We start from the raw sequence: 24271 nt of genomic DNA on the forward strand, positions 1-24271 counted from the left end.
AAAAAACTGCCCTCTCGAAAGCCCGATGACGAATACCAATGAAGCCGGCCCGGCATTCGTTTTTAAAATGACACAAAAATGTAAAATCATTCTGCGCCAATTGATATAACCCTAATTTATGGCGCCTTGGCCATTAGAATATCATCAGCTTGATAGCAAGTGCCAACCGGGGATTGGAACTCGGATAGAATGGCACACCAACCCTGATTTGATTTTTGCCTGCGATCCGGCGTGCGCCGGACATAATCGGCGGTGGTGGCGGCCGTTGAGCGGCATTAATTACCGATATTCATCCTTCGGTCGCCGAAGGCCGCGAATTAAATACCGATCGCTCGAAGCGGCACATTCAAAATAGCAGGAGGCCTCTATATGACACGCCCGTTTATCGTTCTCGGGGACAAGCACAGTCATGGCGGCGTCGTAACCAGTGCGTCAGGTATCGCCAAAATCGACGGCAAGGGAATTGCCCGTCGCAACGACACGGTTACCTGCCCGCTTCACGGCGTCAATTACATCGACGAAGGTGACGACACCGCGATTATCGAGAGTCGCGCCGTCGCCCGGGATGGCCACAAGACGAAGTGTGGCGCGATCCTGATTGCCAGCCAGTCGAATACCGGCAGCGAATGAGCACGGTGCCCGACTCTCCGGCCGCCCGCCCGGGCGGGCGATCGCCGGTTCGCGCGGCCACCCGGGTGGCCGTCGCGTTCGTCGCGGTCTGGCTGTTGGCCGCCGCGTACTGGAAAGCGACCGACCATGTGCCGAGCGTCAAGGAGCTGTTCATGGCCGGCGTCGGCGTGCCGCTTTTGCTCGTCATTGCGGTAGCCAGTATCCGCAAGGGTTTCGCTCCGGCACCCGGCTCGGCACCGAAGCCCGGGCCGCAAGCTGCCGGCGCGCCAGCCGCAGCGACCGACAACGATCCGTCGCTCATGTGGACGATGGCGCTGCTGGATGCAAGCCTGCGCCTGCCGGCGGGTATGCATGTCGAGGACGTGCTCGCGCTTGCCCGCGACGGTCAGGTCGTCGGGCTGCATCCGACGCTGCAGCGGCTTGACGGTACCAAGGTGTTCGCGGCTGCCGCCGCGTCGATCTGGCGCGACGACCCCAATGACGGCATGCTCGCGCTCGACGTCTTGCAGAGCGAAAACGACGAGCAGCGCCGCGCGATGCTGCTGGCAGCCGAAGCGATCGACGAGCTGATGGAACGCCATGCCACTACCCCTGTCACGCCGCCCGGCGAAGCGTCGCGGGGCACGGTACTTCCATTCGCACTGCACCTTCTGCTGCCCGAGCGCTGGCGCGCCGATGCCCCGGCACTCGCGGCCTGGCTCGACCGGCACCTCGAGCGCGGTCACTGGCGGCCGGCCGTCGAGCCGGCACGGATCACTTTCGTTGCGCAACCGGTCGATGCATTCACAGCGCTCGATGCACTGAACGTCGAGCTTCATCGGACACACGCGACGGCCCGGCATCTCGTGCTGGCGTGCGACTCGATGTTGAGCCAGCCGACGGTGAACGCGCTCGACCATGCCGGCCGGCTCTTTGCGCACAACCGCCCCGACGGCCAGGTGCTCGGCGAAGGCGCGTGCGCGCTCCTGCTCGCGCTGCCGATGGCGGCGGGCACGCCGGACACGCCCCGGATTCATCGGCTCGCGACCGCCGAACAGCCCGCGTCGACCGGACAACCCGACGGCGATACGGTTGCCGGACTGCTTCGACAAGCGGTCGCTCGAATGACAGATGCCGAACCGGCCATGGCCGGCTGTGCACTCGTGAGCGACGCGGACCAGCGCAGCAGCCGTCGCGCGGAGATCGGCGATGCAGCCCAGCGCATGTGGCCCGACGACCCCGACATCCGGTTGCGTTGCCGGCACCTGGGCATCGCGAACGGCGATGGCGGCGGCGCGCTGGCGCTCGGCCTGATCGCCGCGGCCGGCGCTCACGCAGTCGACGCACAACGGCCGACACTGGCGGTTTCGATCAGCGACCCGCTGATGCGCGGCGCGGTCGTCGTCAGCCATCCCGTCGCGCCCGGAGCGAACGGCGGTTCGCCGCCCGCATAAGGGCAGTCGGCTTTCGTCATGCGTGGCGGTACCGGCGACGGCACGCCGGTAGGCTCAAGTCAGGAATCCATTGCCGGCGCAGCGCGGGCAACGCAACAACACGTCGCCGGTGCGGCTGGAAAAGACGATCAGCTGGGTGAAACTGCTGGTCGTCACGTGCAGGCGCAGCAGCCTGTCCATGACCTGCGCAAATGCATGAATGCCGGTGCCCGTGCCGACGAACGCCTCTTCGTCGACAGTCAGGTGAAGCTCGATCCCGCGGACGATGCCCGCGAAGTTTCGCTCGGTCACCCACGCCGTCACCGCCTTCTGCGTCAGTTTCACCACGCCGTCGATCAGCCGGACCGACGGGGCCGACCGTTGCAGATCGTGCAGCGCAAGCAAGTCCCGAACAGTGGCCGCGCCGCCCGTCAGCGACACGGCATTGAGCGACAGTTGCGAAATCAGCCGCCACTGCGCACCGCGTTCGTGCCGGGGATACAGCGGGCGGGTCGGCCGGTGCAGCAACGCAACCCGTCGCGCAAGGCTGCCGCCCTCCATCATCAGGTCGCCCATCGGCGAACCATGGCCTAGCCGCTCGGGCAGATCTCCATTGCTGCACGTGAGCCGGATGTCGAGCGCCGCCGGCGGCGGCCGGCGCGCGAAATCGCCGCTCACGAACGTCAGCGTCACGTCCTCGCCGGGACGGCCCGGCGTCGCCCCGCGATCGAGGCCGGCTTGCCAGTAGAGTGCCGCCGCCCCCGCATGCCGCCCATGGCGCAGCGAGTGCAACGGATCGACGGCCACGGCCTGGTTGCCTTGCGGCGACGCTTCCACCTGCGCAACCGAATCGACCGAATAGATCGTGCACGCATGGGCGCTCTGTTCGTCGGCCTCCAGCGCGTATGCGTCGGCAGCGTCCGACGTGCTCGATCGCTCACCCAGTTTGCCCACCGCCTCGAACAGGTTGACGACCGGCGTGCAGCCAAGCACCAGGTGACTCGCGTCGAGCACCGCCAGCGCCTGCGCGGCCGCGGATTCGGCCGGCATGTCCTTCAACACGATGTGCATGCTGAACTGCCTGCCGCCCAGCCGGCCGGCCTGGCGCAGATCGCAGTCGAAGAAGCCGAATTTTTCCGGGTACGCAAAAAACTCCGTCAGCAGCAGGTAGGCCGGGGCCGCCGACTCGGGATACGGGACGAGACTGTCTGCGCGATCCATGCCTGCCGCGGCGCAAGGCGTACCGTCGAGTTCGATCCACCGGCCACCGTGCTCCGGCTCGACATAAGCGCGCAGCGCCTTCATCGACAGCGCGTCGCGAAGCATCGCGGTGAAGACAGGCGTGCCCTGCGTATAGAGCCGGACCGAACCCACATTCAGCTCGGCAATCGACAGGTGGGCGGATTGAATCGCAAACGTCATCGAGATCAGCGCCGTCGCACCGGCAGGCAGGCGCAACGTGAGCGGCACGTCGGCGATGGAGTGGAACTGTGCTGCCGTCAGTTGCAGCGGCGAAAGCGTGACATCATACGTAGTCCGGAACAATATCTTGGATCCGTGCAGCGGCCGGCTGTACAACTGCGTACCGCGCGGCACGGTAACGGCGGCCGACATCTGTGCCGCCCGGCCGCTGTCCATCTCGAAGTGCGCGATCGAACATGACGGAAATGCACGCAGGTAGTGCGGGTACAGCGTCTCGAGCAATGCCTCGGTAAACTGCGGGTAGTCGTCATCGATGCTGCGGGCCGTACGTGCCGCCATTAACGCAAACGACTCGACCAGACGTTCGACGTGAAGGTCCATGCTGCCGCTGTCCATCCCGCCGGTCAGCGACAGCCGGCTTGCGATCTTCGGATAGTGCGCGGCGAATTCACGCACGTACTGCCGCAGGAAGGTGAGTTCCCGTTCGTAATAGGACAGCAGGTCTTCCGGACTCATACGTCGTCGTTCTCCGTCGGCAATGCCCTGAAGCAGACGAGATCTGCGAGACGCTGCGGACGCGGGCCCGGCCGGTGCCGACGCGCATCGAACGCAGCATTGCGTCTGCCCTGCAGCCCCTTGCGCGCCACCGGAAACCTCCGGGTGCCGGTGCAGGACACGCGCGAGACATTGAAACGCGATGCGAAAGCACGCCGGCCAACGCGGCGTGAACAGCGTCACCATGAACGTGCAATCATGTCCGCAACCGGTTCATTTGGCAACGCAGTGCCCGCGCAGCAAGCACCCCGTGCGAGCGCCACACGTCACGCCCCACCAGCAAAAACAAAGCCCGGCGCACTCTCCATGCGCCGGGCTCCTGAACCGGAACGGTAACTCCGCCCCGCCTTACTTCCGGTCGAGCGAATACCGCCCCGGCCCGATCAGTGCGAGCAACAGCAACCCGCCGATGATGCTCACGTTCTTGTAGAAGTTGATCATCGCCATGTATTGCTCCATCCCCTGCAGCGTCCAGTAGCGATGGCCGATCAGCGCGGTCGCGAGCGTATAGGCAGCGAACACCAGTGCGAGCGGCCGCGTATAGAAGCCGATCGCAATCAGCAGGCCGCCGGCCAGCTCGACCGCCACCGCGATCGCGGCTGCCAGCTCGGGCGCCGGGTTCCCCGTCGACGCCATGTACGCGACCGTGCCCGAGAAGCCGCTCAGCTTCTGCCAGCCGAACAGCACGAACAGGATCATCAGCAGCACGCGAGCCGCCAGCAGCAGCTCGTCCTTCTTCGACTCCAGCGAAACGTAACGCATAGCAATCACCCTTGAATTGACGGTTTGATGCGTCCGGTGCCGATACACGCCGAATCGGCGCGCCAGATCGGCAGCGAACCACTCCTCGCACGATCGGACAGCAAGCCGGCTGGCCCGCCGCCGAAGAATCCATCTGGTCGCACCGTTCCTGGTGCGCTCCGGATCGGTTCTGGCGAAGCACGGGTGCAGTCTACTGTCTCGCCAAGAATCATCAATCCGTCAAAACATGATTCGCTATCTCGTACAAGTGGACAATTGAAGACATCAACGCCGTGATCAAACTCTGCGATGCTTGAATTCGGGATCGACATACAGGAGCTTGATCCCGCCGCGGCCGCCGAAGATCGGCTCCGACGGTGCGCCGGCCGCGCCGATGCCGACGATCCTGCCGCCGGCTTCCGCAACGAGCACCCGTTGGCCGCCGTCGCTCGACGCGAGCCTTTTGCGCCATTTCCTGCCGCGATCGTGTTCGTCGAGGACGGCACGCGCCTGCGCGGGTGCGAGATCACGACAGGTATGCCGCCAGACCATGACATGAAAATCGGCGATTGCCTGCGCATCGTCGAGGCTGGCGGATCTGATGGATATTGCGGACATCGAAGGCTCTCCCGCGCAGCTCGGCACGCGCGGACGCGGTGCATACGCCGGGGATTGTCGACGATCCGGCGGCGATGTCAGCACCCCGCCGGCATCACGGGTCAGCGCGCCACGGCTTCCGTATTCCGGATGCTGCCGAGGAACCGCGTCAGCTCCACCGTCTGCGGCCGCTCGAAGATGTCTTCCGCCGTGCCGCTCTCCCACACCCGTCCCTGGTGCATGAATACGATCCTGTCGCTCACCGCACGCGCGAAGTTCATCTCGTGCGTGACCATGATCAGCGTCATGTCCTCGCGCGCGAGCTGCTCGACGACGCCCAGCACCTCGCCGACGAGCTCGGGATCGAGCGCCGACGTGATTTCGTCGCACAGCAGCACGCTCGGCTTCATCGCGAGCGCACGCGCGATGGCAACACGCTGCTGCTGGCCGCCCGACAGCTGTTCCGGAAACGCGTCGAACCTGTCGCCGAGGCCGACACGCTCGAGCATCAGTTCCGCGATCGCACGCGCCTGCTGGCGATGCACGTTCTTCACGACGGACTGCGCGAGCATCACGTTTTGCCCGGCGCTCAGATGCGGAAACAGGTTGTATTGCTGGAACACCATCCCGACCTTGAGCCGCAGCGCACGCAGGTTCGCATGCCGTGCATCGACGCGTTCGCCGTCGATCGAGATCGTGCCGGCGTCGATGCTCTCGAGCCCGTTGAGCGTGCGCAGCAGCGTACTTTTGCCCGAGCCGCTGCGGCCGATGATCGATACGACCTGCCCGCGCTCGACGGAGAAATCGATGCCCTTGAGCACATGATGGGTGCCGAAGTTCTTTTCGAGACCACGGGTTTCAACGAGCGGCATGCCATCTCCTTTGCAACGTGCGCGCGTAACGGGTAAGCGGATAACAGAGTGCGAAATAGATCAGCGCGACGAGCCCGTACACGACGAACGGCCGGAACGTCGCGTTCGAGATCGCGATGCCGGCCTTCGTCAGCTCGGTGAAGCCGATGATCGACACCAGCGCCGTATCCTTCACGGCCTGCACGCCGAAGCCGACGGTCGGCGCGACGGCGATGCGCGCCGCCTGCGGCAGGATCACGTGACGCAACTGCTCGACGTAGCTCATCGCCAGGCTCGCCGACGCCTCCCACTGCCCTTTCGGCACGGCCTCGACGCAGCCGCGCCAGATTTCGGCGAGATACGCACTGGTGAAGAATGTGAGGCCCGCGGTGGCCGCGACCCACGGAGGCACGTCGACCCCGACGAGCGGCAGGCCGAAGAACACGATGAACAGCTGCATCAGCAGCGGCGTGCCCTGGAACACCTCGATATAGAGCTTCGCGCAGCCGCGCAGCACGGCCGAATTCGATACGCGCATCACGAGCAGCCCGAGTCCGACGACACCGCCGGACAGGAACGACACGATCGACAGCACGATCGTCCAGCGCGCGGCCAGCAGCAGGTTCGCGAGAATCTGCCCGAACGTGAAGTCGGTCATCGCGCACCTCGCACGCGGCGCGAGAACAGGCGCCGCCCCATCGAGCCGAGCGTCGCGCGCAGCAGCAGCGCCATCGCCAGGTACGCGAGCGAGATCACGAAATACGTCTCGAACGCGCGGAAGTTGCGCGACTGAATGTAGCCTGCCGCATAGGTCAGATCGGCCACCGAGATCTGCGACACGACCGCCGAACCGAGCATCGTGATTACGATCTGGCTCGACAGCGCCGGAAACACCTTGGCAAGCGCCTGCGGCAGCACGACGTAGCGCAGCATCTGCGCGCGCGACATCGCAAGCGCGGAAGCCGCTTCCAGATGCCCTTTCGGCACGGCGGCGACGCCCGCGCGGACGATCTCGACGGAGTACGCGCCGAGATTGAGCGTCATCGCGAGAACCGCGGCCGTGTACTCGCCGATGTGCACGCCGAGCGCCGGCAGGCCGAAGAAGATGAAGAACAGCTGGACAACGAATGGCGTATTGCGAATCGCCTCGACGTATGTGCCGATCAGCGGGCGCAACCGCACGGCCGCGCGCGCATCGGCGCTGTACGCGGCCGCGCCGAGCACGCCGAGCGCGACGCCGAGCACGGTCGCGACCGCGGTCAGCGCGAGCGTGATCGCCGCGCCGCTCGCGAACACGCCGGTGTAATCGGCGAGCTCGCCGAATTGAAGCTGATAGCTCATGGGAAGTGGATGGATTCGGGTTCGGACAACGACGCCCGCCGCGCCGGGCATGCCGGCCGCGACGGCGCGTCAGGCGACACTGCGCTGCGTCACAGTCCGGCCGGCAGCGGCTGGCCGAGCCACTTCTTCGACATCGTGCCCAGCGTGCCGTCCTGCTTCGCATGTGCGATCGTGTCGTCGATCTTCGCGAGCAGGCGCGGTTCGTTCTTGTTGACGCCGACGAAGCACGGCGAATTCTTGATCACGAACTTGACCTCGGGCCGGCGCGGCGGATTCTTCGCGAGAATCGCCGCCGCGACGATATTGCCGGCGGCGATCAACTGCACTTGTCCCGACAGGAACGCCTGGATCGTCGCGTTGTTGTCCTCGAAGCGCTTGATCGTCGCGTTCGGTGCGAGCTGCGACAGCGCGATCTCCTCGAGCGCGCCGCGCGTGGCGCCGACCGTCTTGCCGGTCAGATCGGCGGGGGTGCTCACCTTCACGTCGGACGGCCCGAACACGCCCTGGAAATACGGCGCGTAGGCGGTCGAGAAATCGATGACCTTCTCGCGCTCCGGCGTCTTGCCGAGCGACGAGATCACCATGTCGACCTTGTTGGTCGTCAGGTACGGAATCCGGTTCGCGCTGTTCACCGGCACGAGCTTCAGCTTCACGCCGAGCGATTTCGCAAGCAGTGCGGCCATGTCGATGTCGTAACCCTGCGGCTGCATGTCCGTGCCGACCGAGCCGAACGGCGGATAGTCCTCGGGCACCGCGACGCGCAGCGCGCCGTTTTTCGCGATGGTGTCGAGCGCATCGGCATGCGCCGGCGCGGCGGCGAACAGCGCGATCACGGGCGCGGCGATCAGCGCAGCCAGCCAGGTGCGTCGGGGGAACGGTCGGGTCGTCGGGCTCACGGTGAATCTTCCTTGTCTGGTATGTCGTCGGGGGCGCGCGCAACCGTTGCGCGGCCCGACACGACTCCAGCAAGAACCGGGCCACGCCCCATGCGGCGCTTGCCGCATCGACACTGGCCGGAAGTTCTGTCGAACAGCATTCCTCATTTCGGTGCATGAACCGGCAGCGACGGCAGCGGTTGCCCTCGCAGCGAGCGTCAGCGCACCAAATTAACTGACTGGTTCACCTGCCGCCGGGCCCCCTATGCACGGATTCGAACAGGCCCAGTCGAAATTTGCATTCCGTTTGTGACCGGAATTACGGCTGAATACGTTCGTGACGTACCGTGCCGTTCGCCACGCCCGGCGAATCGCAATCACGATGAGCGCGCTTGATTCCGCGCCCTCGTCCGCCGGTACAGCTGGTCCCGATCGTCTCGCGATCGGGATGAATCCAATCCCATCCGTGCGCGAGGATACAGTCATGGCATCGATTCCCGAACCGTCGACAACCGGCGAAACCGACAAACGCAGCTGGCTCGAATCGCACGAAGCCGGCTATCACAAGACCCTCGGCAATCGACAGGTGCAGATGATCGCGATTGGCGGGGCCATCGGCACCGGGCTGTTTCTCGGGGCCGGCGCACGGCTGCAGGCAGCCGGCCCGTCGCTCGCGATCGTCTATCTGGTGTGCGGCGTGTTTTCGTTCCTGATCCTGCGCGCGCTCGGCGAGCTCGTGATGCATCGCCCCAGCAGCGGCAGCTTCGTGTCGTATGCGCGCGAATTCCTCGGCGAGAAGGCGTCGTTCGTCGCAGGCTGGATGTACTTCCTGAACTGGGCAATGACTGGCATCGTCGACATCACCGCCGTCGCGCTCTACATGCATTACTGGGCACCGTTCGCGGGTGTGCCGCAGTGGATCTTCGCGCTTGTCGCGCTCTGCATCGTCGCGACGATGAACCTGATCGGCGTGAAATGGTTCGCCGAGATGGAGTTCTGGTTCGCGCTGGTCAAGGTCGCCGCGATCGTGCTGTTTCTCGTGGTCGGTGCGGCGATCCTCGGCACGGGCATGCCGGTCGCCGGCCATGACACCGGCATGCATCTGATCACCGACAACGGCGGGTTCTTTCCGCACGGACTGATGCCGGCGCTGGTGCTGGTGCAAGGCGTGGTGTTCGCGTTCGCGGGCGTCGAACTGGTCGGCACGGCCGCCGGCGAGTGCAAGGACGCGCGCAAGGTGCTGCCGCGCGCGATCAACAACGTGATCTGGCGCATCGCGATTTTCTATGTCGCGTCGGTAGTTCTGCTCGTCTGCCTGTTGCCGTGGAGCGCGTACAAGGCGGGCCAGAGCCCGTTCGTGACGTTCTTCGGCGCGCTCGGCGTGCCGGGCATCGGCTCGGTGATGAACCTCGTGGTGTTGACGGCCGCGCTGTCGAGCCTCAACTCGGGGCTGTATTCGACCGGGCGCGTGCTGCGCTCGCTCGCGATGGGCGGCTCCGCGCCCGCGGCACTGTCGCGGATGAGCGCACAGTCGGTGCCCTATGTCGGCATTCTCGTGACGGTCGCGATCTACGTGGTTGGCGTGCTGCTCAATTATCTCGTGCCGTCGAGCGTGTTCGAGATCGTGCTCAACATTGCGTCGCTTGGCATCATCAGCACGTGGGGTTTCATCATCGTCTGCCAGATGAAGTTCCGCGCGGCCGTCAACCGCGGTGACGTGGACGACGTGCCGTTCAAGATGCCTGGAGCACCGGTCACGTCGTGGCTCACGCTGCTGTTCCTGCTCGGCGTGCTGGTGCTGATGGCGTTCGACTATCCAAATGGAACCTGCACCGTGGCATCGATTCCAATCGTCGCACTGCTGCTTGTCATCGGTTGGCGTTGGGTGAGCGGCCGCGCACGTCGTGTGTTGCTAAAACCGACGATTCCGTCGGTCACGCTCACACAAAACGTGCTCGAAAAGGACGAAAAGTAATACGGCATGGTACGGAATCCGGAGCAACGAAGGTGACCGCTGCGGTTGCGGTCGACTTCACGAAAGTGCGCGCGGCGATCGATTGCGTGATCCAGGCAGTTCAGCGTGGCGTCGCCCTGCGCGCGCCGAGATGATCTATGCGCTGGCGATCCGTGCACGCAGCTCACGTGTTGCTGGCCGAACAGCCAACGCTGTGCCTGAAGTTCGGCGGCGGCCAGACGCAGTCGACTTGCAATTGGAAAGGGTCGGGTAGATTGCCGCGAGGTGGAGGGCAGAAACACCCGCTTTAACAAATCAATCGATAGGTCAGGCCGAGGTGCGGCGGATTTTTTGCAAATCCCGGCCGCCCTTCGGCAACGTACGCGGAATCCGCCCCGCCCTACGTGCGTGCCGCACCACGCGCGGGCATGTCGACGGCCGATTGCATGAACCGTTGATCGACTGTCGCGGAGATCCGCTGGGCCGTTTCATACAACGCCGCGCCGATCTGTCTGACCGACAGTGCACCCGCTTCGCCCGACTGCGCCAGGTACGGGCAAGCGAGGATCGCGATGGCCGAACCCGACTTGTCGACGATCGGCGTCGCGATATCGGTGATTCCGGGAATGCGCTCGTTGGGGTGGCAGAGATAGCCGTCGACCAGATGGGAGGGCAACGCTTCGTCGCCGTGCGGCAGATTCCTCAATTCGACATCGTGCCCGTCGGCCCGCGACAACCGGATCCGTACGTCTTCGTCCTGAAAGGCTTGGTACATCTCGCCCGCGGCGCTGCCGTGCAACGAAACGCGCGTCCCGACGCGGACCGCGATGTTCCATTCCGTTTCCGCGCCGGCCGTTGCTATGACGATCATCGTGTCTCCGTCGAATACCGTCAGGTAACACGACTGGACCGTCTGAAATGCGAACTGTTGCAGCAGCGGCGTGACGAGCGCGCCCAGCGATCGCGTCGGCGCGTGATGCTGCCCGAGAAAGTAAAGCTTCATGGTCAGCGCGTACCGGTCGTAGCGATCCACCCGGCAGATATAACCGCGGTCCTCGAGCACCTGCATCATCCGGTACAGCTCGCTTCGGCTGCGCTTCAACGCGCGGCAGATGTCCGCCTGCGCCATGCCGTACTGGCGATCGATGAGCAACTCGAGGATATCGAGCCCCTTCTCGAGCGCCGGCGCACGATATCTTGCCTTTTTCGCAGGTCCCGTATCGACGAGATCCACGGCGTCACTTTCTGGATTCTGCATGGGCTGAAATTCCGGTCGTCAGGCAACGCCAGGATCACCGGGGCCGCGGCCCGGCGCGATGACAAGCTGGCGTGCCTGTCGCATCATGAGTCGACGAGTATGTTCGTGACGAGTATCTGGCGAGACAATGCGCGCCGACGTGCGACGCGCTCATCTCGAGTTCACGCGAGCCACTCAACAAGCCTGCTTGTCCGGCCACCATGGTTGCGGTGTTTCCCGAATCAGATAGTCATCCAGGTTCTTGTCGACAAGCCACTTGGGGCGTGCACCTTTTCCCGACCACGACCGGCCGGTGTCCGGATCGTAGTATCTTGCCGATGCCTTTTGTCGATTGGTCTTGACGAAACCCGCCGCGCGCAACAACTCGATTTCCGTGATGTCGAACAGCTTGACGTGCTCGGCAATCTCCTCGAGTTTGACCTTCTTCTCCTTCTGCCTGGCTTCTTCGACAATCAGATTCAAGTGACCGAGCTGCTTTTGAAGCTCGCGAATCGTAGGACTCTTCATTTGATGCATTCCGAGATTAAGTCAATTAGCGGCCTTCCGGCGCGCGTAAGCGATGCTGCATTTCCGTGACTGCATGACCCATCTCATGGCACCCGATCCCAAAGACAGGGCGCAACGTCCCGATACATACGCGTCATACGGGACACGCCACCGACGTGAGTCTCGAACTCGCCCTGCCCGCCGTCGCACCAGGATCCCGAACGACGCCGGCGATTCACGACGGGGCTGAATTTACGGCATCCATTGACGCAGCACATATCACTCAATGCATGATTCGTGCCATTTCCCCGCGCTCCGTTGCGATGCCGCATAAAAACGTCGACAAACCAATGGCTTTTATCCGTCGATCAAAATATCTGAATAAAACCGGTTCCCGCGGTAAAACGTTTGCGCTCCGTCCGCGGCGCAGTCCGTTACGTAACGACACGTCGTAACGCACACGTGACGAACAGGACATCGGCACCACCCGCTCTCTCGAGCATTCGATCGAATGAACGATTAGTGATGCGAATCAGATTTCGAAAAATGCATCCTGGAAACGTTTCAGCCCGTCACGCAACCGCTGCCGCATTGCCTGCTGCCTGTCCTCGACGACCACCTGATCGCTTTTGCACGCCGACAGGCGTTGCGGTCGTGCGCGCAATCGCGCATCATCCCACCCTGACGCTGGCCGAACACAGCACGGCGAATCCGCTTCGGGCCACCCACCTCATCCACTGCGCAGACGCCCCATCCCATGTCCTCACCGATCCTTCCCGCCATCGTCGCCCTCCTGGCCGCGACAACGGTTGCACCGGCCAACGGCGCAGAATCCGCTCCGCTCAATCTTTGCGAGTTCGTGCCGGTATTCAACGAGAATTTCAGCGCGTTTCGCGTCTCGCCACGCCCCCTGGGCGACGCGCAATGGATCGCGCACACACCGTGGAATGGTGATTTCGGTGATGCCGCGTTCTCCGATCCGGGGCCTCAAGGGCCGTTCAGCGTGGTCAACGGCGAATTGCACATCACGGCGAGCCGCACGCCGCAGGGTCGCTGGCATTCCGGCCTGATCGCCGCGGCGGATGCATCCGGCAATGGCCGCGGCGTGCGCTACGGATATTTCGAAGCCCGCATGAAGATGCCGCCCGGCCCCGGCACATGGCCTGCGTTCTGGTTGATGAGCCTCAAGCCCGTCGCCGATCCGGCGCCGCGCGTGGAAATCGACGTCGTCGAATACTACGGGCACGCAACCGATCGGTATTCCTCATCGCTTCACGTGTGGTATCGCGGCGCGAACCAGAATCAGTCGCGCCATGTCACGCATCGCAGCCCCGTTCCGGCCGACTCGCTCGTCAACGGGTACCACGACTACGGAGTCCGCGTGCTGCCGGACAAGATCACGTACTACCTCGATCGCCGCCCCGTCTGGGAACAGGCGACGCCAGCCGAACTCGACACACCGCTCTATCCGCTCGTCAATCTTGCGCTGGGCTCGGGCTATCCGATCGACCAGACACCCGACCCGTCGACGCTCGCCGTCAAATGGGTGCGGCTCTACGCACTCGACGAAGCGGGCCGATCGAGCCGTTGTGCGCGGCCGAAATAGCACTGACCGCGCCCCGGCCCGGGGCCGCCACGCGCGCCGCCGGCTGGCCGTGAACTAGGCCGGCTGCAGTTCCCGCGCCGTGCAAGCCGCGAAGACCTCGAGCAGACGCTCGACCCATGCGTCCGGCGACAGCCCCATGTGGCGGGTCGCCGAGTGCGCGGCGATGCTCATCCTGTGCGTCGCATCGTCATCGCGCGCAATGCGGGCAATCGCATCGGCGAATGCCGCCTCGTCGGCGGGATCGCACGCGTCGCCGGCGCCACACGCAACAATATCGCCCGCCAGCAGTGCGGACTGCGCGACAACAACCGGCAACCCGCTCCACATCGCTTCCGCGGCCACGAGGCCGTACGGCTCCGGATAGCGCGACGGCATCAGCAGCGCGCGTGCGGATTGCACTCGTTGCGCCACCTCGCTCGGTGCGAGATGGCCGCAAAACGTCACCTCCGGATACGCTGCGCGCAACGCGGGCATCATCGGCCCGTCGCCGATGATGACGAGCCGCACGCCTGCGCGTCGTGCCGCGCGCACGGCCAGGTCCGGCCCCTTCTCCGATGCCAGCCGGCCGACGAACACGAACGTGTCGTTGCGTTCCGCGGCGATGCGCGCGATGCTCCACGGCGTCACGGGGTTCGGCACAGTCTGCAGGCAATCGACCGGAATGCCGCCGCGCTCGAGCGGTTCGCGCATCGAGTGGTGAATCATCAGGACGCGAGGCCCGGCGGAATCGAAGTGAAGCGTGTGCGATTGAACGGCCTGCCGGACCGTGCGCCACACCTTGTGCGCGTAGTGTCGCTTGTCGCAATCGCGCGTCACGCATGCCGCGCCGAGCGGCACACGCGTACAGACGGTACCGGCACGGTAGTCGGCAAATGCCCCGTTCGGGCACACGAGGAAGAAATCGTGCGCCGTAATCACGGTCCGCCCGCGTACGCGACGCAGCGCCGCGAACAAGGACGGCGACAGGATCTGGCTCCAGCCGTGCACGTGATAGACCGTGCCCGGCGTGTCGTGCCGCGCGATCCACGCATTGAGCGTTCTGACCGTGTCCGGGTTGTACACGCCACGCCCCAACGCGGCGGCCCCCGCCTGCAGCAACCGGATGCCCCGCAGGCAGACGACCTCGATACCGAGCGCGTCGAATTCCGGATTGGCGCCGTCATCGCCCGTGACGTACGTCACCTCGACGCCACGCGCCCGCATCAGGCGCAGTTCGAGTAACGCCAGCGCCGTCGCGCCGCCATTGGCGACCGACACGTCGTTGATGATCACCAGCCGTTCCGGCTGAACCGTATTCATACGAGCGACTCTCCCGGCACCCGCACGCGACCGGCCGGCTGCCGCGATCCGGCCACCGCGCCCCTCAGCGCGGCGGCAAGATCGGCCACGTGCGCGCATGCGTCGTCGAGCACGGTGCGATGCACGTGCGCGTCGATGCCCTCACCGAGTTGGCGGGCAACGAGCCCGACGACGGCGTCGATCGAATCGACGCCGACCGTACAAAGACAATGCCCGCGCCCGACGCCCGATAGAAACGACTCGAGCTTGACGTCCCACGCGAACCCGATCTGCGGGATCGCATACGAGAATGCGGCGATGTTCGCGTGAAGCCGGTGAGCCATCAGCAAGTCGAACGATGAAATCAGTCGCGCAAGGTCGGCCGGCGTCGCAGCACGCGGCGCGAAAGTGATTCGGCCAGACCCGGCCGCCTCCGCGAGCATCGGTCGCAGTTCGCCGATGTATGCCTCGTCTTCGGGGCTGCCGTTGGCGAAAACGACGAAACGCCATCCGTACGCGCTGCCGGCACGGACGAGTGCGCGATACCATTCGGCTTGCGCGGCCGCCGATACGCGAATGCTGCCGCCGTGGTACTTGAGCGCGATCGGATGGGTAATACCCAATCCTATCGTGGTGCCTGCGTGATCCGGCGCCCGGGATCGCGCGACATGCCGCGACACCAGGTGGCCGGGATCGTGCACGACCTGCGCGGCGCGGATCCCGGCACCGCACAGCCGCGCCCGCCAGATCTCGGCCGAGCGTCGCTCGCGTACCGACGCATGAAACAGCGCAACCCCGCCGAGCGCGCGCCGGAACAGCAGTTCGCCGCGCGACGTCCAGTCGCCGGATACGCCTACGCCGAAGACGGCTGCCGGCAAACCGAGATCACGGACCTCCGCCATTGCCGCATCGAGCTTCATCGGGAAGTTCAGGTCCGCATCGCTCAACAGATTGCCGCCGCCGACAATCACGGCGTCGACGGTGCGCAACGCCGAACGCCAGCGCGGGCGCAGCTCCGTGTGCAACTTGTACCCGAGCACCGATTGCACGATCGCATGACGCACGACACGCGGGCTGTGATGCATCAGCGTCAATACCGATTTTCGGGAGGTGGCGCCGCACGCGTAGTCGGTTCGGCCCGCGAGATCGATCACGCGAATCTCGATGCCCGGCAACGCCGCTGCGAGCTCCGCCTCGAGACATTCGGACAGCATGCCGTCGCCGAGATTCGGACTGTACTTCACGTTGACGAGCGCGACGCGCGGCGCATGCGGCATTTCGTTGGCGACGGGCGCCCCGTGACGAACGCGGTTCTGCATGATGGGATGATCGGGAAGCATTGTTGTGTCGCAGGACGTGTTCCAGGCTCGCTGGACGTTACCGCGTGGAAATGCGCGGCACGATGACGGAAAGGCATGCGAGCGGCAGCTTCGCGCTGCACATTCACGGATGCGAAGCCGACGTTTGCATCGAATCCCTGCAGGCGCGTTAGGGTGACGATACGCTTTCACTATACCTTCCAGTCCCATTATGATTCGCATACCGTAACAAATATTAAAGGTTTGCCACACCGAAGCGGTGATGCCGACGCCCACACGCGCGTGCCGGTTTCCGATGCCGTTCTTCCGCTCATAGCTGTGCCGCACGTTCCGGTGTCCGGCGTCCGCGCAACACGTCGATGAACGCAATCAGGTTTCCAGCCAGCCGGCCGCGCCGATCGATATAGGCTTCCGGCGCGATCGATTTCACCATGTTGGCCGCGAAGTTGCGCACGATCTGGCGGCACGCATCGCTACGCGACAGCGTCCCCTTGGCCATCATGTAGACCGGGTTCATGACTTGCGAGTAACCGAGCCGACGTCCGGACACGCGGCCGCGCTTCACGCCCAGATGCACGCCCACAGCACTGCCGAGTTTCACGAGCCGGCCGTGGCGCTGGGCGACCCGGGCACCAAAATCGAGATCCTCCAGCCAGCCGTACAGCACGAGCCGTTCATCGAAACGCAACGCGGCAACCGCCGACGCACGGAACGCCATGTTGCAGCCGTAAGGACTGTAGCCGTCCATGGCCCATCTCTGCGTGTCGCCCCGTACGGCGGCCAGCGCCCGCTTCGCATCGTCGATCGTGAGTCCGGGGCCGAGAATGCCGTCCGCAACGACGTGCCCCGTCACGCAGGCGAGCATCGGATCGCGCTCGAATGCGTCCGCAACCACGCACAGCCAGTCCGTTTGCGGAACGAAATCGTCGTCGAAGAACGCGACATAGTCCGTACCGGCCGGCATCCTGTCGAGGATCGCATTGCGTTGACGCGTCAAGCCAGGCTCGACGAACACGACGGACAGATCATCGGCTTCGGCAAGCGCACCGATGTCGTCCGGCCCCGTACACGCGACGATGATCGACGCCGGCCGAAGCGTTTGCGCACGCAGGCAGGCAACGATGTTCGCCAGCTCGGCGGGCCGGCCGCGCGTCGCGATGCCGGCACACACGCGCGATTCGCGCGATGTCGCGCGGTCATCCACGTTGACGGTTCCGCTCTCGCGAACTTCCCATTCATGAGTCATCACACACCCTCGTTACTGGCGAATTCGGTTGTCGCCGACAGTCGTGGCCGGAACGCCGTCGATACCGAAGATTTCCGTCAGCAGCTTCGCGCGCCACAGGCCGGCTGCCAGCACGCTCAGCATCGTCAACTCCCCGACCAGGCGCGCGCCTGCCATCCCAAGCGCACCCCATTGGTTCGCCAGCGGAATCGCGCATGCAAGGCTCACGATCGCGCCCAGCACGCCGGCCTGTGCAAGCAGGCGCTCGAGCTTGCGCGGAATCAGGAAATAGGCACCGAGCACCTGCGTGCAGACGCTGACGGGAAGCACGAACACCATGAGATTCAACACCGGCACACAGCGCTCGAAGCCCGCACCGAGCGCGAGCGGAATCAGCCGCTCCGACAGCAGGACAGTCGCGACAGCCATAAGCGCCGCCCCGGAAAAGAACCACACGAACACCCGCCGCATCAGACGATTCGCGCGCGCCGGATCGCTGCCGACCAGGCTGGTCAGTTTCGGCACCAGGATCTGCGCGGCCGGCGACATCACACTCAATCCCGCCGCGACGAGCCGCTCGGCGACACCGAACGCGCTGACCTCGGACGCATGCGCCATGGTCGACAACAGATACGTCGACGCGCCTGCCAGCAACACCGATGTACCGCCATAGACGAAGATGACCGTCGACCTGCGGATCAGGTCCACGGCCCGCTTCAGGTTCGAGACGGCGCCGGCGAACTCTCGCCGGATCAGCCAGTACGCAAGCCCGAGCTGGACGACGCTCGACGTCAGCAGCAGCGGAAATACACGCTCGACGTCGGACGGGTGATGCACGAAGCCGACGATCAGCGACAACGAAATCGCGAAGCCGATGACCTCGATCCGGACGCTCGCGATCGCGCGGCCGGTGCTGACGAGATACCATCCGACGTTGAATGCCGAGACCAGCCCCATCGCGATGACGACCGGCCCGCTCGACAAGTGCTGGCGAAACGCCAGCGACGCGCCGATCGCGATCGTTCCGGCGACGATGGCCGGCACGCACAGCAGCTGCCGGGCGATCACGTGGGTGCGCAGAATCCCGGCCCGCTCGGCGCTGCCTGCGGCATGCACGGTATCGCGCGCGCCGACCGTCGGAAAGCCGTAGCTCACGAACAGCCAGAGCGAATTCGACAGCGAGGCGCCCGCCAGCACCAGGCCATAACCGCTCGCGCCGAGCGCACGTCCGTAATACGGGAGCATGAACAACGGATACAGATAGCGGAACATGTAGGCCACATACACCGCAAGCAATTCCGTACGAGACGAGGTGGTGTTCATGACGCCCTCGGCCCCGGATTCGACGCACGCCTGACGTTCAATGCCCCGAACGCCGCCGCCGCAAACAGATAGACGCATGGACCGAGGTCGAACACCGTACCCGAGAGCGTCGCGCCGATCAGCGCCGCGGCCAGCGCTTGAACGGCGGCGAAACTGACGATCCGATCCGATGCCCATGTCGCGGGCCGCACGCGCACGCGCACGGTGCGGTAAAGGAACAGACCGAACAACGTCGCGCCCAGCAGACCAAGATTGCCGAGCGTCACCGCGACGAAGCTCGATGCCCTCGCGCTGCCCAGGCCAGCGCCGAGCCCGAACGTATCGACGAAGTTGATCAGCGACTGCATGTTCCACGCGCTACGCTCGATGCCCGAATCGCTGCTCATCTTGCTCGTCAACGTCCGGTTGATCACCTCGGACACGGCCGTGACGACCGGCGAATCGATTGCGATCAGGACGCACGCGATCAGTGCGGCCGCCACGCAGGCCACCGCCAGCATCCGGAACTTCCTTGCCTGGCTGGTACGGACGATCGCGCCGGAGCGGCTGGCCATGAAGACGGCGAGATAGATCGAGAGCCCCACGTATCCGGTGCTCGACGTCGACAGCAGCACGAAACCGGCCGTCAGCAGCGCAAGCAATCCAGACAGGCGCCGCCGATAGCCGAGCAGCCAAAGATTGGCCGTGAACGCAAACAGCGGCAACGAGAACCCGGCAAACGCCGATGCTTCGGAGAAGGTCCCGCTGATTCGCCGCATGCCGCCGACCTCCGCACCGTCCAGGATCGAGTACTGCGCGGTCTTGAGCGGATCCAGCAGGCTGACGCCCGCAGCGCTGCCGAACAGGTCGGCCGCCGCGGCGATCGCGTTCAACGCGGTCAGGCACAGGAAGGCATCCGCCACCACCCGGCTGGCGTCGCGCCGCCGCATCACCATCGAGGCGGCCAGATACAGCAGGCATTCGCCGATCAAGTATGCGGACTGGCTCAGGTTGCCGGACACGGGGCCAAGCGGCTGCAGCATGAGTTGCGCCGTGCCGATGTTGGAACGATCGATGGAATAGACCGACGTGGTGTCGGCCAGCATGCGCGGAAACACGACGGCCGTCATGCACGCGTAGCCGGTCAACACCAGCAGCCAGAACCCGGGCGAGCCGACGCGCAGGCTGCCGCGGATCGCGCGCGAATCCTCAAGGAACAGCGCACGTGCGACGAAGAGCGGCATCATCAGGCTGGCCGGCAACACGCCCAGCCCGCCGAATGCGACCGCCTCGGTCGCCCCGAACAGCGTGCTGGCCACCATGACGTAGACCGCCCACCGATAGGGCAGCACGAACGTCAGGATGCCGAGCGCGACGACGATCACGCCGAACAGGCTCAGCTCCACGATGGTTCGCCCTTTTCCGTGCTGCCGGCCGTGTCGCGCGCCCCGGCGGCAGATGCCCGGTTGCGCAACGTTCTCGCCATCACTTCCAGCAGGCCGTCGCGAAAGCGCTCGACCGTGAATCGCTGCGCATTGGCGCGGCACACGAGTGGATCGAACACGCCTGCCGCCTCGAAGCGCGTCACGGCGTCCACGATGTCCGCGTGTTCCTGCCGCGAGAAGAACAACCCCGTGCGTAGGCTCTCATCCCCGGATGCGATCACCGTCTCGAGCGCCCCGCCGCGCCCGTATGCGATGACCGGCGTTCCGCACGCTTGCGCCTCGACCGGCGTGATGCCGAAATCTTCTTCGGCAGCGAATACGAACGCCTTCGCACGCTGCATGTAGTCGATGAGCACCGCATCCGGCTGATACCCCAGCAGCGTGACGTTCGGCGTGGCGGCGGCCTTGACGCGCTCGAAATCCGGGCCGTCGCCAATGACGACGAGACGCCGTTCCGGCATGCGGGCGAACGCCTCCACGATGAGCGGCACGCATTTGTACGGCACCATGCGCGACGCCGTCAGATAGAAATCCTCTTTCTGCGTGCCCAGCGAAAAACGCCCGATGTCGACCGGCGGATAGACGACCGCCGCGTCGTAGCCGTACACCTTGCGGATGCGTCTTGCGATGAAACCGGAGTTCGCCACGAATGCATCGACGCCGTGCGCGGTACGCTGATCCCAGATGCGAATGTAGTGGAGCATCGCGCGCGCGATCCAGCCTTTCACCCCCTTCGACAAGCCCGACTCGTTCAGGTAACGATGCTGCAGATCCCACGCATAGCGAATCGGCGAGTGCACGTAGCTCATGTGCAGTTGATCCGGCCCGGTGATGACCCCCTTCGCGACCGCATGGCTCGATGAAATCACCAGGTCGTAGCCGGAGAGGTCGAGCTGTTCGATCGCGAACGGCATCAATGGCAAGTACGCGCGATAGGCCGATCGTGCGTACGGCAGCCGCTGGATGAACGACGTGGTGGCGACCTTGCCGAGCAGTTTCTCGCGCTCGCTGTCCGGCAGGAAATCGACCACCGTGAACAGGTCCGCCTGCGGCCAGATGTTGAGGATTTCGGCGAGGACCTTCTCGGAGCCCGCATAGGTCGTCAGCCAGTCGTGCACGACAGCCACGCGACTGAAATGCCGCCCCGCCTCGTGTTCGGTGTGCCGCGCGTCAGCCTGCGAACTCGTCACGGCGTCACGCATTGAAGTTGTATCGTCCATGCAGATCCCCGCCCGAAAGTTGCCCCTGGCCGCCCGTCACGTCGGCCGGCCGCCTTTTCCATGCCGGCATCCGTCATTCCTTGCCGTAATACGCGTGGCTGTCGCGATTGTGGCGATACCGCCCGTAGCCGTACGCATAGCGCCCCGGCCGCACGCTGAGCCCGTTGAAGATCAGTCCGTGCGGAGACACGCCCACGTGTCGCAGCCGCCGGATCGATTCCTTGATCTCGCCGTGTTTCGTCACGCCCTGGCGCACCACCAGGAACGTCACGCCTGCGTAGCCGGCCAGTTGCGCGGCGTCGGGAACCGCAAGGATCGGCGGCCCGTCGCACACGATCACGTCGTACGTCGCGCCCAGTTCGGACAGAATCGCGTGCAGATCCGAATCGAACAGCGCGTCGCTCGCATTGATCTGCACGCTGCCCGTCGCGATGAAATCGACACCCTTCAGGATCTCGCGATGCACTACGTCTTCAGCGCGATGGGTGCCCTGCAACAGCTCGACGAGCCCGGCCCCCGGGCCGACGGGAACCGTCCGCTGAAGCCCGCTTCGACGCAGGTCGGCATCGACCAGCAGCACGCGCTTTCCGGCCGAGCCGAGCACGGCAGCGAGGTTCAGCGAGATGAAGGATTTCCCGATGGAAGGCGTCGGGCCGGTGATGAACACCATCCGGTTCGGCACGTCGGTCATCGCGAACTCCAGTGCGGTCCGGAAGCTGCGCAGGCTCTCGAGTGCCGGGTCCATCATCGCGTTGTGCGCGAGAATCAGTTCGCGGGACGGCATATTCGCGACCCGGCGCAAACGCGTCAGCGACGCTTCCTGGCGGCTGTACGGCACCGTCGCATACACGGGTACGCCGCAGACGTGCTCCACCTCGATCGGGTCGTCGATCGAGTCGAACATGCGGCGGCGGCTGAACGCAACCGTCGCGCCGATCAGCAACCCGAAGACTGCCGACCCGACGATCACGAGCAGGCGCTTCGGCCGGACCGGCTCTTCGGGAACGGCCGCCGTGTCGACCAGTCGTACGTTGCCGACCTTCCCCGCCTTGACGAGACGCAGTTGCTCCTGCGTATTGAGCAAGTTCGTGTACAGCTCGGTCCCGACCTGCACGTCACGTTGCAATCGCAACACGTCCTGCTCGACGGGGGGCAACGCACGAGTCCGCTGGTCGATACCCGAGATCTCCGCCTGGGCCGTATCGAGCTGCGCATCGAGCGCACGTATGGCCGGGTGTTCCGGCGTGAAGCGCGCCATCAGTTCGTCGCGCTTCTGCTTCAGCGTCGTCAGGCGTGACTGCGCATCGACCGAGCGCTGCAACAATGCCGTTGCTTCCTCGTCGAGATTCAGCGTTCCGTGCTTTGCGCGATATTCGTTGAAACGATTCTCGGAGAGCTCGAGCTGGGCCCTCAGTTCCGGCAACTGAGCACTGAGGAAGCTGATCGATCGCTCGGCTTCCTCGGATTTGCGCCGCTCGTTCTGATGGACATATTCGGTACCCAGCGTATTGAGGATCATCGCCGTCTTCACCGGGTCGGACCCGTCGAGCGTGACGCCGATCACGTCCGATTGCTTGCCTTTCTCCGCGATGTTCAGGCTCTGCCGGAGATCCTCGATCGTCGACAATGTCGAATACCGGCGCAGCACGAACGTGGCACCCGGCTTGCCGCGGACCGACGTGACCAGCAGGACGAGCGGGCCGTCCGGTGTGGCCACCTTCAGCGGCACGCCGACCGTGCCGCCCGCGTCGACATCCGGGCCCGACAGGCGGTACGTGTTGCCGGGCCGCAGCGCCATGACGAAGGTTTCACCATAGAGCTTGTCGGGCACGTCGAACTGGGCAACCGAGATGCGTTCGGTGCCGGTCACATAGCCGAACGGCAGCGGATCCGACACACGTGTCGCGTGCCGGGACAACAATGATCCGATCAGCGGCAAGTAGCGCGGATGCGCGTCGATGGCCAGCGACAAGGTGTCGACCACCTTGCTCGCCACCAGGCGGGACCTCAGCACCTCGATTTCCGACGATGCCTGGGTCTTGACGTCGAACATCGACGAAATGTCGCCGAGCATGCTCTTTGCCGAATTCGTGTTTTCCTCGACCTGCACCAGGATATCGGCCCGATACACCGGTACCCCGAGAAACGCATAGGTCGTACCGATCAACAGCATCAATCCCGTGACGAGCGCGATCAGCCGCCGGTTGTCGTAGAGCGCGTCGAGATAGCTCGCGATATTCCCGGGCGGCCCGTCGTCCGGTTCCGCGTAACGCACTGGCGCATCAAGATGGTTCATGGGTCGTTTCCTGCAATGTTTGGGTATGACGGGTGACATCGGCCAGCAGACCGGACCAGTGCCTGACGCCCGTCATCAGCCGGTCGACGGTCGCCGCGTATGCGGCACTGTCGAGCCGGTAGGGATCCGCCACATCCCCGTCCGGCAGCAGGCGGCAGACGCGTCCGGAGACGGACGGGTAACGGTGTACGATGACCTGACGCTGACGCTCGCTCATCGTCAGCACGAGCGCGGACGACTCGATCATCCAGCGCGCCAGCAGTTGCGAGCGATGCTGGCCGAGGTCGATGCCGATACGCCGCATGATGGCGATCGCAGCCGGATCGGCGCCCATGCCGGGCATCGCGTCGACGCCTGCCGACATCACATGCACACCCTCCAGCACGCGTCGAAACAGCGCCTCTGCCATCGGGCTTCGGCACACGTTCGCGGTACACACCAGGAGCAGACGGTTCATG

The 24271-nt window shown here is 64.7% G+C and carries 22 protein-coding genes; 5 read left to right on the forward strand and 17 right to left on the reverse strand.

Annotated elements, in window-relative coordinates; translation table 11 throughout:
• Positions 1 to 369 precede the first annotated feature (369 nt).
• Together B7G54_RS18055 and B7G54_RS18060 are read left to right on the forward strand one after the other, a co-directional pair.
• A complete protein-coding gene (locus B7G54_RS18055) occupies positions 370 to 630 on the forward strand; it encodes a PAAR domain-containing protein (protein ID WP_011350302.1) in 261 nt (86 codons plus the stop codon).
• 5 nt (positions 631 to 635) lie between these two features.
• Entirely contained in the window at positions 636 to 2063 is a 1428-nt protein-coding gene (locus B7G54_RS18060; RefSeq protein ID WP_244289369.1) for a hypothetical protein, read from the forward strand.
• Positions 2064 to 2117: 54 nt separating this feature from the next.
• Here the strand turns inward: B7G54_RS18060 and tssF are convergent, their stop codons facing one another.
• The 7 genes from tssF to B7G54_RS18095 form a co-directional block, all read right to left on the reverse strand.
• Positions 2118 to 3980: a type VI secretion system baseplate subunit TssF gene (tssF, locus tag B7G54_RS18065; RefSeq protein ID WP_085040297.1), complete on the reverse strand. Its 1863-nt coding sequence runs from the start codon at positions 3978 to 3980 to the stop codon at positions 2118 to 2120.
• Between the two features lie 387 nt (positions 3981 to 4367).
• Positions 4368 to 4781 (reverse strand): DoxX family protein, encoded by a 414-nt coding sequence (locus B7G54_RS18070; RefSeq protein WP_085040298.1) that lies wholly within the window; start codon positions 4779 to 4781, stop codon positions 4368 to 4370.
• 276 nt (positions 4782 to 5057) lie between these two features.
• Positions 5058 to 5378, reverse strand: a complete 321-nt coding sequence (locus B7G54_RS18075; protein WP_244289370.1) for a GNAT family N-acetyltransferase — start codon at positions 5376 to 5378, stop codon at positions 5058 to 5060.
• A 101-nt stretch (positions 5379 to 5479) separates the two neighbouring features.
• Entirely contained in the window at positions 5480 to 6229 is a 750-nt protein-coding gene (locus B7G54_RS18080) for an amino acid ABC transporter ATP-binding protein (RefSeq protein WP_085040299.1), read from the reverse strand.
• Positions 6216 to 6866, reverse strand: coding sequence for an amino acid ABC transporter permease (locus B7G54_RS18085; protein ID WP_085040300.1), 651 nt, complete (start codon positions 6864 to 6866; stop codon positions 6216 to 6218). Before B7G54_RS18085 ends, B7G54_RS18080 begins: the two co-directional genes overlap by 14 nt.
• Positions 6863 to 7549: an amino acid ABC transporter permease gene (locus B7G54_RS18090; protein WP_085040301.1), complete on the reverse strand. Its 687-nt coding sequence runs from the start codon at positions 7547 to 7549 to the stop codon at positions 6863 to 6865. Before B7G54_RS18090 ends, B7G54_RS18085 begins: the two co-directional genes overlap by 4 nt.
• Positions 7550 to 7638: 89 nt before the next feature.
• Complete coding sequence (locus B7G54_RS18095) at positions 7639 to 8445, reverse strand: transporter substrate-binding domain-containing protein (protein WP_085040302.1); 807 nt, start codon at positions 8443 to 8445, stop codon at positions 7639 to 7641.
• A 463-nt stretch (positions 8446 to 8908) separates the two neighbouring features.
• Here B7G54_RS18095 and ansP point away from each other — a divergent pair, with 463 nt between their 5' ends.
• A complete protein-coding gene (gene ansP, locus B7G54_RS18100) occupies positions 8909 to 10399 on the forward strand; it encodes an L-asparagine permease (RefSeq protein WP_085040303.1) in 1491 nt (496 codons plus the stop codon).
• A gap of 379 nt (positions 10400 to 10778) precedes the next feature.
• On the opposite strand, the gene B7G54_RS18105 is transcribed toward ansP, so the two are convergent.
• On the reverse strand, positions 10779 to 11636 hold the full coding sequence (locus B7G54_RS18105) for an IclR family transcriptional regulator (protein WP_085040304.1): 858 nt from the start codon (positions 11634 to 11636) through the stop codon (positions 10779 to 10781).
• Positions 11637 to 11810: 174 nt separating this feature from the next.
• Positions 11811 to 12143 carry an H-NS histone family protein gene (locus B7G54_RS18110; protein ID WP_085040360.1) on the reverse strand — a complete coding sequence of 111 codons (333 nt, stop codon included), beginning with the start codon at positions 12141 to 12143 and terminating at the stop codon, positions 11811 to 11813.
• Between the two features lie 155 nt (positions 12144 to 12298).
• Between B7G54_RS18110 and B7G54_RS38655 the strand changes: the two genes are divergently transcribed.
• Together B7G54_RS38655 and B7G54_RS18115 are read left to right on the forward strand one after the other, a co-directional pair.
• Positions 12299 to 12577 carry a hypothetical protein gene (locus B7G54_RS38655; RefSeq protein WP_133059185.1) on the forward strand — a complete coding sequence of 93 codons (279 nt, stop codon included), beginning with the start codon at positions 12299 to 12301 and terminating at the stop codon, positions 12575 to 12577.
• A 302-nt stretch (positions 12578 to 12879) separates the two neighbouring features.
• A complete protein-coding gene (locus B7G54_RS18115; RefSeq protein ID WP_085040305.1) occupies positions 12880 to 13728 on the forward strand; it encodes a glycoside hydrolase family 16 protein in 849 nt (282 codons plus the stop codon).
• Between the two features lie 54 nt (positions 13729 to 13782).
• Here the strand turns inward: B7G54_RS18115 and B7G54_RS18120 are convergent, their stop codons facing one another.
• The 8 genes from B7G54_RS18120 to B7G54_RS18155 all read right to left on the reverse strand — a co-directional run bounded on the left by B7G54_RS18120 (position 13783) and on the right by B7G54_RS18155 (position 24270).
• Positions 13783 to 15027 carry a glycosyltransferase family 4 protein gene (locus B7G54_RS18120; RefSeq protein WP_085040306.1) on the reverse strand — a complete coding sequence of 415 codons (1245 nt, stop codon included), beginning with the start codon at positions 15025 to 15027 and terminating at the stop codon, positions 13783 to 13785.
• Positions 15024 to 16652 (reverse strand): polysaccharide pyruvyl transferase family protein, encoded by a 1629-nt coding sequence (locus B7G54_RS18125; protein WP_244289371.1) that lies wholly within the window; start codon positions 16650 to 16652, stop codon positions 15024 to 15026. The genes B7G54_RS18120 and B7G54_RS18125 overlap by 4 nt, the downstream gene beginning before the upstream one ends.
• A complete protein-coding gene (locus tag B7G54_RS18130) occupies positions 16636 to 17571 on the reverse strand; it encodes a glycosyltransferase family 2 protein (RefSeq protein ID WP_085040308.1) in 936 nt (311 codons plus the stop codon). Before B7G54_RS18130 ends, B7G54_RS18125 begins: the two co-directional genes overlap by 17 nt.
• A gap of 12 nt (positions 17572 to 17583) precedes the next feature.
• Positions 17584 to 18873 (reverse strand): oligosaccharide flippase family protein, encoded by a 1290-nt coding sequence (locus tag B7G54_RS18135; protein ID WP_085040309.1) that lies wholly within the window; start codon positions 18871 to 18873, stop codon positions 17584 to 17586.
• Positions 18870 to 20258, reverse strand: coding sequence for a hypothetical protein (locus B7G54_RS18140; RefSeq protein ID WP_085040310.1), 1389 nt, complete (start codon positions 20256 to 20258; stop codon positions 18870 to 18872). The genes B7G54_RS18135 and B7G54_RS18140 overlap by 4 nt, the downstream gene beginning before the upstream one ends.
• Positions 20249 to 21499: a glycosyltransferase family 4 protein gene (locus B7G54_RS18145; RefSeq protein WP_244289372.1), complete on the reverse strand. Its 1251-nt coding sequence runs from the start codon at positions 21497 to 21499 to the stop codon at positions 20249 to 20251. The genes B7G54_RS18140 and B7G54_RS18145 overlap by 10 nt, the downstream gene beginning before the upstream one ends.
• 91 nt (positions 21500 to 21590) lie before the next feature.
• A complete protein-coding gene (locus tag B7G54_RS18150; RefSeq protein WP_085040312.1) occupies positions 21591 to 23813 on the reverse strand; it encodes a GNVR domain-containing protein in 2223 nt (740 codons plus the stop codon).
• Positions 23800 to 24270 (reverse strand): arsenate reductase/protein-tyrosine-phosphatase family protein, encoded by a 471-nt coding sequence (locus B7G54_RS18155; protein WP_085040313.1) that lies wholly within the window; start codon positions 24268 to 24270, stop codon positions 23800 to 23802. The genes B7G54_RS18150 and B7G54_RS18155 overlap by 14 nt, the downstream gene beginning before the upstream one ends.
• Position 24271 lies beyond the last annotated feature (1 nt).

It is taken from the genome of Burkholderia puraquae, from assembly GCF_002099195.1.
GTDB lineage: Bacteria > Pseudomonadota > Gammaproteobacteria > Burkholderiales > Burkholderiaceae > Burkholderia > Burkholderia puraquae.

What these genes read in the sequence shown, in the direction of transcription:
- B7G54_RS18150 (WP_085040312.1), bottom strand. Translation starts at nt 23,813, where the DNA reads ATGAACCATCTTGATGCGCCAGTGCGTTACGCGGAACCGGACGACGGG.
- B7G54_RS18130 (WP_085040308.1), bottom strand. Translation starts at nt 17,571, where the DNA reads ATGACTCATGAATGGGAAGTTCGCGAGAGCGGAACCGTCAACGTGGAT.
- B7G54_RS18055 (WP_011350302.1), top strand. Translation starts at nt 370, where the DNA reads ATGACACGCCCGTTTATCGTTCTCGGGGACAAGCACAGTCATGGCGGC.
- B7G54_RS18090 (WP_085040301.1), bottom strand. Translation starts at nt 7,549, where the DNA reads ATGAGCTATCAGCTTCAATTCGGCGAGCTCGCCGATTACACCGGCGTG.
- ansP (WP_085040303.1), top strand. Translation starts at nt 8,909, where the DNA reads ATGGCATCGATTCCCGAACCGTCGACAACCGGCGAAACCGACAAACGC.
- B7G54_RS18155 (WP_085040313.1), bottom strand. Translation starts at nt 24,270, where the DNA reads ATGAACCGTCTGCTCCTGGTGTGTACCGCGAACGTGTGCCGAAGCCCG.
- B7G54_RS18110 (WP_085040360.1), bottom strand. Translation starts at nt 12,143, where the DNA reads ATGAAGAGTCCTACGATTCGCGAGCTTCAAAAGCAGCTCGGTCACTTG.
- B7G54_RS18120 (WP_085040306.1), bottom strand. Translation starts at nt 15,027, where the DNA reads ATGAATACGGTTCAGCCGGAACGGCTGGTGATCATCAACGACGTGTCG.
- B7G54_RS18105 (WP_085040304.1), bottom strand. Translation starts at nt 11,636, where the DNA reads ATGCAGAATCCAGAAAGTGACGCCGTGGATCTCGTCGATACGGGACCT.
- B7G54_RS18075 (WP_244289370.1), bottom strand. Translation starts at nt 5,378, where the DNA reads ATGTCCGCAATATCCATCAGATCCGCCAGCCTCGACGATGCGCAGGCA.
- B7G54_RS18115 (WP_085040305.1), top strand. Translation starts at nt 12,880, where the DNA reads ATGTCCTCACCGATCCTTCCCGCCATCGTCGCCCTCCTGGCCGCGACA.
- B7G54_RS18145 (WP_244289372.1), bottom strand. Translation starts at nt 21,499, where the DNA reads ATGCGTGACGCCGTGACGAGTTCGCAGGCTGACGCGCGGCACACCGAA.
- B7G54_RS18080 (WP_085040299.1), bottom strand. Translation starts at nt 6,229, where the DNA reads ATGCCGCTCGTTGAAACCCGTGGTCTCGAAAAGAACTTCGGCACCCAT.
- B7G54_RS18085 (WP_085040300.1), bottom strand. Translation starts at nt 6,866, where the DNA reads ATGACCGACTTCACGTTCGGGCAGATTCTCGCGAACCTGCTGCTGGCC.
- tssF (WP_085040297.1), bottom strand. Translation starts at nt 3,980, where the DNA reads ATGAGTCCGGAAGACCTGCTGTCCTATTACGAACGGGAACTCACCTTC.
- B7G54_RS18070 (WP_085040298.1), bottom strand. Translation starts at nt 4,781, where the DNA reads ATGCGTTACGTTTCGCTGGAGTCGAAGAAGGACGAGCTGCTGCTGGCG.
- B7G54_RS18135 (WP_085040309.1), bottom strand. Translation starts at nt 18,873, where the DNA reads ATGAACACCACCTCGTCTCGTACGGAATTGCTTGCGGTGTATGTGGCC.